This window comes from Streptomyces sp. SID5785 (assembly GCF_009870065.1).
In the GTDB taxonomy this organism is placed as follows: domain Bacteria; phylum Actinomycetota; class Actinomycetes; order Streptomycetales; family Streptomycetaceae; genus Streptomyces.
In genome coordinates this window covers 1-7874 of record NZ_WWIA01000847.1, presented here as the reverse complement: position 1 = coordinate 7874, position 7874 = coordinate 1, and the positions used below count along the sequence as shown (strand labels likewise).

General features: G+C 71.8%; 8 protein-coding genes and 1 rRNA gene. 3 read left to right on the top strand and 6 right to left on the bottom strand.

Translation table 11 applies throughout. From position 1 onward, the window contains the following. The coding region (locus tag GTW43_RS27535; RefSeq protein WP_202502005.1) for an alpha amylase C-terminal domain-containing protein at window positions 1–570 on the top strand (570 nt) is incomplete at its 5' end. Between the two features lie 10 nt (window positions 571–580). On the opposite strand, the gene GTW43_RS27530 is transcribed toward GTW43_RS27535, so the two are convergent. The 5 genes from GTW43_RS27530 to GTW43_RS27510 all read right to left on the bottom strand — a co-directional run bounded on the left by GTW43_RS27530 (window position 581) and on the right by GTW43_RS27510 (window position 6295). After that, window positions 581–2818 carry an AAA family ATPase gene (locus tag GTW43_RS27530; protein ID WP_161304668.1) on the bottom strand — a complete coding sequence of 746 codons (2238 nt, stop codon included), beginning with the start codon at window positions 2816–2818 and terminating at the stop codon, window positions 581–583. A gap of 168 nt (window positions 2819–2986) precedes the next feature. Next, window positions 2987–3307 (bottom strand): thioredoxin, encoded by a 321-nt coding sequence (gene trxA / locus GTW43_RS27525; protein WP_161304666.1) that lies wholly within the window; start codon window positions 3305–3307, stop codon window positions 2987–2989. 5 nt (window positions 3308–3312) lie between these two features. Then, the gene (locus GTW43_RS27520; RefSeq protein ID WP_161304665.1) at window positions 3313–3717 is read right to left on the bottom strand and encodes a MerR family transcriptional regulator; all 405 of its coding nucleotides are present in this window, start codon (window positions 3715–3717) and stop codon (window positions 3313–3315) included. A 142-nt stretch (window positions 3718–3859) separates the two neighbouring features. Continuing rightward, window positions 3860–4420, bottom strand: coding sequence for a cysteine hydrolase family protein (locus GTW43_RS27515; RefSeq protein ID WP_161304667.1), 561 nt, complete (start codon window positions 4418–4420; stop codon window positions 3860–3862). 138 nt (window positions 4421–4558) lie between these two features. Next, window positions 4559–6295 carry an MFS transporter gene (locus GTW43_RS27510; protein WP_161304664.1) on the bottom strand — a complete coding sequence of 579 codons (1737 nt, stop codon included), beginning with the start codon at window positions 6293–6295 and terminating at the stop codon, window positions 4559–4561. 136 nt (window positions 6296–6431) lie between these two features. On the opposite strand from GTW43_RS27510, the gene GTW43_RS27505 reads away from it, so the two are divergent. Both GTW43_RS27505 and GTW43_RS27500 read left to right on the top strand, forming a co-directional pair. After that, on the top strand, window positions 6432–7067 hold the full coding sequence (locus tag GTW43_RS27505) for a TetR/AcrR family transcriptional regulator (protein WP_161304663.1): 636 nt from the start codon (window positions 6432–6434) through the stop codon (window positions 7065–7067). Window positions 7068–7210: 143 nt separating this feature from the next. Then, a complete protein-coding gene (locus GTW43_RS27500) occupies window positions 7211–7741 on the top strand; it encodes a VOC family protein (RefSeq protein ID WP_161304662.1) in 531 nt (176 codons plus the stop codon). A 57-nt stretch (window positions 7742–7798) separates the two neighbouring features. Here the strand turns inward: GTW43_RS27500 and rrf are convergent. Beyond that, window positions 7799–7874 (bottom strand): 5S ribosomal RNA (gene rrf, locus GTW43_RS27495); the annotation flags it as partial.

Below are 7874 nucleotides of genomic sequence, written 5' to 3'. Positions count from 1 at the left end.
AAAATGCCCGGCGACTGGTGGCAACAACGCGCCACCCTGCGCGCCTACCTCGCCCACATGTGGGCCCACCCCGGAAAACAACTCCTCTTCATGGGACAGGAATTCGCCCAGACCACCGAATGGTCGGAAACACACGGCCCCGACTGGCAGCTGCTCGACCCCGACTACAGCGCAGCCACCGACCACACCGGCATACGCGACCTCGTCCGCGAACTCAACAACCTCTACCGCGCCAGCCCCGCACTCTGGGAACGGGACACCGACCCGTCCGGCTTCACCTGGGTACGCAGCGACGCCGCCGACGACAACGTCTTCGCCTTCCTCCGCCACGCCGCCGACGGCACGCCCCTGCTCAGCGTCACGAACTACTCCCCCGTCGTCCGCCACGACTATGCGCTGCCGTTGCCCGAGCCGCTGCCGGCCTCTCCGGCGGCCTGGCACGAGATCCTCAACACCGACGCGGCGGAGTACGGCGGCAGCGGCGTCACGAACCCGGCCCCGCTCAAGCCGGACCCGGCCCTGACGCTGACGCTGCCGCCGCTCGCCACGGTGTGGCTGGCCCCCCGATAGGGAGCCGCCGCTACGACACCGGCCCCGCCGTGTCCGCCAGAGCGGCCGGCAGCTCCTGCCGGTGCAGCACCCCGAGCTGCTGCGTGGCCCGGGTCAGCGCCACGTACAGGTCACTGGTGCCGAACCGGCCCGGCTCGACGACCAGCACGGAGTCGAACTCGAGCCCCTTCGCCTGGCGCGGGTCGAGCAGGACGACGCCCCGCGTCAGGTCGGGTTCGGCACCGGCGACGACCCCGTCGAGCTTCCCGGCGATCTCCGTGTGCAGCTCCCGGGGAGCGATCACCGCGAGGCGCCCCTCCTGCGGGGTGAGCTCGGCGACGGCGCCCGCGAGGGCTCCGGCCAGGTCGTCGGTGTGCCGCACCCACGGCGCGACGCCCGTGGACCGCACGGACGACGGCGGCTCGTACCCGGGGTGCTCGGTGCGCAGCACGGCCGCCGCGAGCTCCATGATCTCGGACGGCGTACGGTAGTTGACCCCGAGCCGGGTGTGCTCGTACCGGTCCTCGACGTACGGCGCAAGGATCTTCGCCCAGGATCCGACCCCGGCCTCCTCGGACGTCTGCGCGGGGTCGCCGACGAGGGTCATCGAGCGGGTCGGCGAGCGCCGCATGAGCAGCCGCCAGGCCATCGGGCTGAGCTCCTGCGCCTCGTCGACGATGATGTGTCCGAACGCCCAGGTGCGGTCGGCGGCGGCCCGCTCCGCGGCGCTGCGGTGGTCCTCCTCCTCGTACCAGTCGGCGACCCGGTCGGCGTCGACGACGTCGTGCGCGGCCAGCACCTCCGACTCGTCCTCGTCCTCGAACTCGTAGGTCTCCGAGCCCTTGGACAGGTCGAGGACGCCCTGCGCGTACGCGATCCGCTCCTGGCGGGCCGCCTCGGCCGCCGCCCGCTCGGCGCTGTCGTCGTGGCCGAGCAGCTCGGCGGCCTCGTCGAGCAGCGGCACGTCGGCCGGTGTCCAGGGCTGCTCCCCGGCGGCGGGGGTCCGGCGGATCGCGGCGGCGTCCGCGTCCGGGAGGTGGGAGGGCTCGGCCAGATAGCCGGTGAGGAAGGCCTCCGGGGTGAGCTGCGGCCACAGGGTGTCGATCGCGGTGTGCACGTCGGGGCTCGCCGCGACGGCCTTGCCGAGCTGGGCGATGTCGTCGGGGCCGAGGAAGTTCGGGCCGCCGTAGGGGTCCGCGCCGATCCGCTCGGTGAGCTGGGCGGTGAGCGCGTCGATGATCCGGAACGCGAAGTGCGGCCGGGCCAGGTTGTGCGGCAGCTTCGTGTCGCGGGCCGCCTGCCGGGCCTCGTACGCGATCTCCCAGTCGAGGATCAGGTCGCCGTCGTCGTGCGGGACGACGATCGGGGCGCCCGGCATGGGCAGGTCCTGCCGGTCGGCGACGGCGCCCGCCAGCGCCTCGGCCATCGCGGCGGAGCCCTTCACGGCGGCGGCCCGCGGGCTGTCGGTGCCGGTCGCGTGGACGCCGGGGAACAGCTCGGCGACGGTGGACAGCAGGACGCCGGTCTCGCCGAGCGCGGGCAGCACCTCGCTGATGTACTTCAGGAACGCCGGGTTGGGGCCGACGATCAGCACCGCGCGCTTGGCCAGCAGCTCCCGGTGCTCGTAGAGCAGGAACGCGGCGCGGTGCAGCGCGACGGCCGTCTTCCCGGTGCCGGGGCCGCCCTCGACGACGAGCACGCCCTGATGGGCGTGGCGGATGATCCGGTCCTGCTCGGCCTGGATCGTCTGCACGATGTCGGCCATGCGGCCGGTGCGGGCGGTGTTGAGCGCGGCGAGCAGCACGGCGTCACCGGTGGGGTCCTCGTGGCCGGTCCGCTCGGCGTCGTCGAGGTCGAGGATCTCGTCGTGCAGTTCGGTCACGGTGCGGCCGTCGAGCGTGAGATGCCGGCGGCGGCGCAGGCCCATCGGGGTGTGCCCGGTCGCGAGATAGAAAGGCCGGGCGACGGGCGCGCGCCAGTCGATCAGGATCGGGGTGAGTTCGGCGTCGTCGGCGCGAATTCCGATGCGGCCGATGTGGTGCGTGGTGCCGCCCTTGAGATCGATGCGGCCGAAGGCGAGCGAGCCCTCGACGGCATTCAGGGCGGCGAGCAGCCCGGACCGCTCCACGACCAGGAGGTCGCGCTCGAGCCGGGCCTGCTGCCCCGTTCCCACCGGGGTGATGGCGTCCTTGACCGAGTCAGCGGCCTCCCCGCGCAGTTCGTCGACGCGCGCGTAGAGACGGTCGATGAATTCCTGTTCCTTTTGCAGTTCTTTCTGCGATGCGGCGGATTCCCGGCTTGACAAAACTGCTCCCTGCCCGGTACGGTGTGTTTATTGGGCCCCGGTGAGGGGCCTTTTCTGTGGGCACACAGAAACACCGAATATACCCCGGGCGGGGCAGAATTCCAACCGGCGACCAATGCGCCGGAGAGCCTCTCAGAGGGCCTCCCCCAATTCCTCGAGCAGCCGCCGCTTCGGCCGGGCGCCGACCCGCGACCACACCGGCTCGCCGCCCTGGAAGACCATGAGCGTCGGCATCGACAGCACCCCGTACTTCACCGCGGTGTCCGGGTTGGCGTCCACGTCGATCGCCACGACGTCGAGCCGCTCACGCTCCTCCTCGGCGACGGCCTTCAGCACCGGCGCCAACTGCCTGCACGGACCGCACCACTCGGCGGTGAACTCCACGAGCACCGGCCGGTCCGACCTGAGCACCTGCTCGTCGAAGTCCGCGTCGGTCACGTCCCGAAACGCCATCCCGGTCACTCCCCTAGCTCGCAGCGCGGCGCGGAATCCTCCACGGCCAGCGCGTCCATGGCCTCCTCGGCGCGCGCCAACTGCGCACCGACCTTCTCCCGTACTGCGCTCAACTCGCCGATCAGGGAGTCGAGTTCGGTGAGCTTGGCCCGGTACACGGCCAGCGAGGCAGGGCAGGAGTCCCCCTCCGGATGCCCGGCCCGCAGACACTCCACGAACGGCCTGGTCTCCTCCAGGTCGAACCCGAAGTCCTGCAACGTGCGGATCTGCCGCAGCGCGCGCAGATCCGCCTCGTCGTAGGTCCGGTACCCGTTGCCACCACGCCGCGCGGGCAGCAGTCCCCGCGACTCGTAGTACCTGAGCGTCCGCGTGGTCGTCCCGGCGCGGTCCGCGAGCTCTCCGATGCGCATACGTCGACCGTAAACGTTGACGCCGGGGTCAAGGCCAGACCTTCCGCTACCGGGCTGTCCGGATCCCCGGGACTCCGCCGGCCTTAGGCCGGTCCCCGCCCGCCGGACTCCCCGGCCTTCGGACTCCCCGGCCCGGGGCGGGTCACGCCGGCCCGAAGGAGACCTCCGCCGTGTCCACGGTCCCGGCCGTGCGGCCCGGCGCCTTCTGGAAGCTCCAGTAGAGATTGGTGTGCGCGATGACCTGCTCCGGGGCCGGAGCCCCGAACTCGGTCAGGTCCTCGGTGGTGTGCGCGTCACCGACGAGCGTCACGTCGTAGCCCCGCACGAAGCCGCCGTGGAGCGTCGAGCGGATGCACACGTCGCTCTGCGCACCGCTCACGACGAGCCGGCCCACCCCGCGCTCCGCGAGCAGCCCTTCCAGATCGGTGTCCTCGAACGAGTCGCCGTACCGCTTGTGCACCAGCGGCTCGTCCTCGCGCCGCGACAGCTCGGACACGTACTGCCATGCCTCGCTGCCTTCCTTCAGGCCGCCGTCGTCGGAGTGCTGCACCCAGATCACCGGGACGTCCTCGCCGCGGGCTCTGTCGACGAGCGCGCCGACATTCGCGATCACCTCGTCGCGCCTGGGGGTGCCGTCCACCACCCCGTTCTGCACATCGATCACGAGCAGGGCCGTGCCGGGCCGGTCGGGCAGTGTCGTCATGGTGCCGTCCTCCTGGTCGTCCGTCGTCGTCCTCACGTACCGCCACAGTAGGCCGCCCCACTGACAACGACCCCGGTTCGCGACCTCGGGGACCTGGGCGGCCCCCTCACCCCGGCACGACCCGGCCGCCCCGCGCCCTCAGCCCTGTCCGGCGTGCACCGACCCGTCAGCCGTCGCGTCCGTCTCGGTCGTCTCGGACGCCTCGGCCGTCTCGGCGCGCTCGGCTGTCTCGGCCTTCTCCTCCGGCGCAGGCGTCCCCTGCTGCTTCCGGGGCAGCAGCACGCCCACCAGCAGCGTGCCCACGCCCAGGATCACCGCTCCGACGACACTCGTGTGCGCCACCGCGGACGCGAACGAGGACCCGACCGCGTCCGCCATCTGTCGCGCGCCGTCCGCCAGTTGGCCCGCCTGCGCCTTGAGCTGCGCGGCCTGCTGCGGGTCACCGGCACCGGCCGCCCGCCCCGCGAGCTGCTGGGCCTGCGCCCCGATCTGCTGCGCGACCGCGTACCCGGCGCCCACCGAGTCCTGCGCCGTGGCGAGCGCGTCCCCCGGCAGCTTCGTCCCGGACGTGGCGTCCGCGAGATGCGAACCGTACGAGCCGGCGAGCACGGAACCCAGGATGGCGATGCCGAGCGACCCGCCGAGCTCGAGCGACGTGTCGTTGACGGCGCCGCCCACCCCCAGCTCCGACTCGGGGAACGCCCCCATGATCGCGTCCGTGCAGGGCGACAGGGCCAGTCCGATCGCGAGCCCGAGCATCACGAGCGGCAGCACGAAGTCCCCGTACGTGGAAGCGGCGTCCACCCGCGTCAGCAGCGCGAGAGCCGCGGTCCCGCCGACCATCCCCGCGGTCACCGTGATCTTCATGCCGAGCCGCGGCGTGAGGTACCCGGTGAGCGCGGACCCGACGAACACGGCCCCGGCCAGCGGCAGCATCCGTACGCCGGTCTCCAGGGCGTCGTACCCGAGTACGAACTGGAGGTGCTGAGTCAGGTAGTAGAACGCGCCGAAGACGGCCAGGAAGAACAGCGCCACCGCCAGGTTCGACCCCGCGAACCCGCGCCGGGTGAAGCGCCGTACGTCGAGCACCGGCCGCGGATGCCGCAGCTCCCACAGCACGAACGCGACCAGGGCGACCCCGGCGACGACGGCGGCGCCGACCGCCTTCACGCCCCATCCGAAGTGCGGCCCCTCGATGATCATGTAGACGAGCGCGCCGACCCAGACGACGGACAGCAGGCCGCCGACGTAGTCGATGCGGTGGCGGTGCGCCGCCTTGGACGGCGGGACGAGGACGAGGGCGCCGACGATCGCCACGGCGGCCACGGGCACGTTGATCAGGAAGGTCGAGGCCCAGCCGTGGTCGCGCAACAGCGCACCCGCGACGAGCGGCCCGGCCGCGATGGCGAGCCCCGCGGTCGCGGTCCACAGCACGATCGCCTTGGCCCGCTCGGCGCGCGGGAACGTAGCGGCGAGCAGCGACAGCGTGGCCGGCATGATCATCGCGGCCCCGACGCCCATCACGGCGCGGGCGGCGATCACCCCGGTCGAACTGCCCACGAGCGAGCCCGCGACCGCGCCCCCGCCGAACACGAGCAGGCCGAGGATCAGCGCCCCGCGCCGGCTGTACTTGTCGCCGATCGCACCGAGCAGCAGCATCAGCGCCGCGTACGGCACGGTGTAGCCGTCGATGACCCACTGCAGATCGGCGCTCGAGAGCCCGAGGTCCTGGGTCATGTCGGGCGCCGCGACGGTCAGCGCCGTGTTGGCCATCACGATGATCAACAGGCTCAGGCAGAGCACGAGCAGCGCCCACCAGCGGCGGGCGTACGGCCGGTCCATCGATTCGACCGGCTCGTTCATGACGAGGCGCATGACGCGGAGACCCTCCCGGGAGCAGGAAACGACACCGGGGCACACGTCACCCCAGGCCTTGCACACGCTTGTGCAATTACACACTGCTGTGCAATCTACGCGCCTGCACAGCAGTGTGCAAAACGGTCGAGGCACAATGAACGGCGTGACTTCCGTGAGAGCCGACGCCAACCGCCGCCGCATCCTCGACGTCGCGCTCGCCGAGCTGCTGCGCGACCCCGAGGCCTCCATGGACCAGATCGCCCGCGCCGCCGGCGTCGTGCGCCGCACGGTCTACGGGCATTTCCCGAGCCGGGACGCGCTCGTGGGCGCGCTGGTCGACGACGCGGCACAGGCGGTCGCCGCCGCACACCTCGCCGGACGCGACGGCGTCGAGGACCCGGCGGAGGCCGTGGCCCGCTCGATCCTGGCCGTCTGGCCCATCGCCGACCGGTACCGCCTCCTGGTCCACCTCGCCCAGCGCAGCGTCACGATGGAAGGCATCCGCGCCCGCCTCTCACCGGTCCGCGCAGCCTGCGCACGCCTCATCCAACAGGGCCTGGAACAGGGCAGGTTCACCTCACCCCTCCCGTCCGAAGCGCTCGCGCACGTCCACGAACAGGTCCTGTTCGGCCTGATGGAAGCGGTGAACGAGGGCGCCCTGCCGGCCGAGGAAGCCGGGCGCGCGGCCGTCGTCGCCGTCCTCTCCTCCTCCGGCTACCCGGCAGCAGACGCGCAGGACCTGGCGGACCGCACCGCCGAGGCCGCCGTCGCCGCTCGACCCGTCGGCTGATCACCGGAGCCCATTCGCCGCAAGCGCCAAGCGGACAGCATCTGACCTACATCGCGCTTACCGTCGCTCACGCACGCCGCGCAGACACACGCCACGCAGACGCGGGCCGCACAGAAGCAGCAGCGACGAAGGGACCGTCAGCGATGTCCGAACAGAACGCCGTCACACCCGCGGGATACACCACCGTCGCCCCCTGGGTCGTCACGGACGACACCGGCGCCTTTCTCGACTTTGTCGCGCAGGCCTTCGCCGGCGAGGAACTGGCCCGTGTGGTCACGGAGGACGGCCTGGTCGGACACGGCGAGATCCGCGTCGGCGACACGGTCGTGCTCGCCTTCGACCGGCGCGCGGAATGGCCCGTCATGCCGAGCCTGCTGCGCGTCTTCGTCCCCGACGCGGACGACACGTTCTCCCGGGCCCTCGCGGCCGGCGGGCAGGTCGTCACGGAACTGGTGGACGACGCCTTCGGTCAGCGCGGGGGCCGGATCAAGGACCCGTTCGGCAACATCTGGTGGGTGGTCAGCCGCGTCGAGGACGTGAGCGAGGACGAGATGTGGAAGCGCCTCCGGACCCCGGTGTACGCGGATGCGATGCGGGTGGCCCAGGAGACGCTGGACGCGGAACTGAGCGGCCATAAGGAAGGCCGAGGCAGCGCGCCCGTCAGAAACCCCTGAAACGCAGAAAAGCCCGGACCGTATACCCGGTCCGGGCTTTCCCATCTATCAAAAATAGTTCGGCGGCGTCCTACTCTCCCACAGGGTCCCCCCTGCAGTACCATCGGCGCTGTGAGGCTTAGCTTCCGGGTTC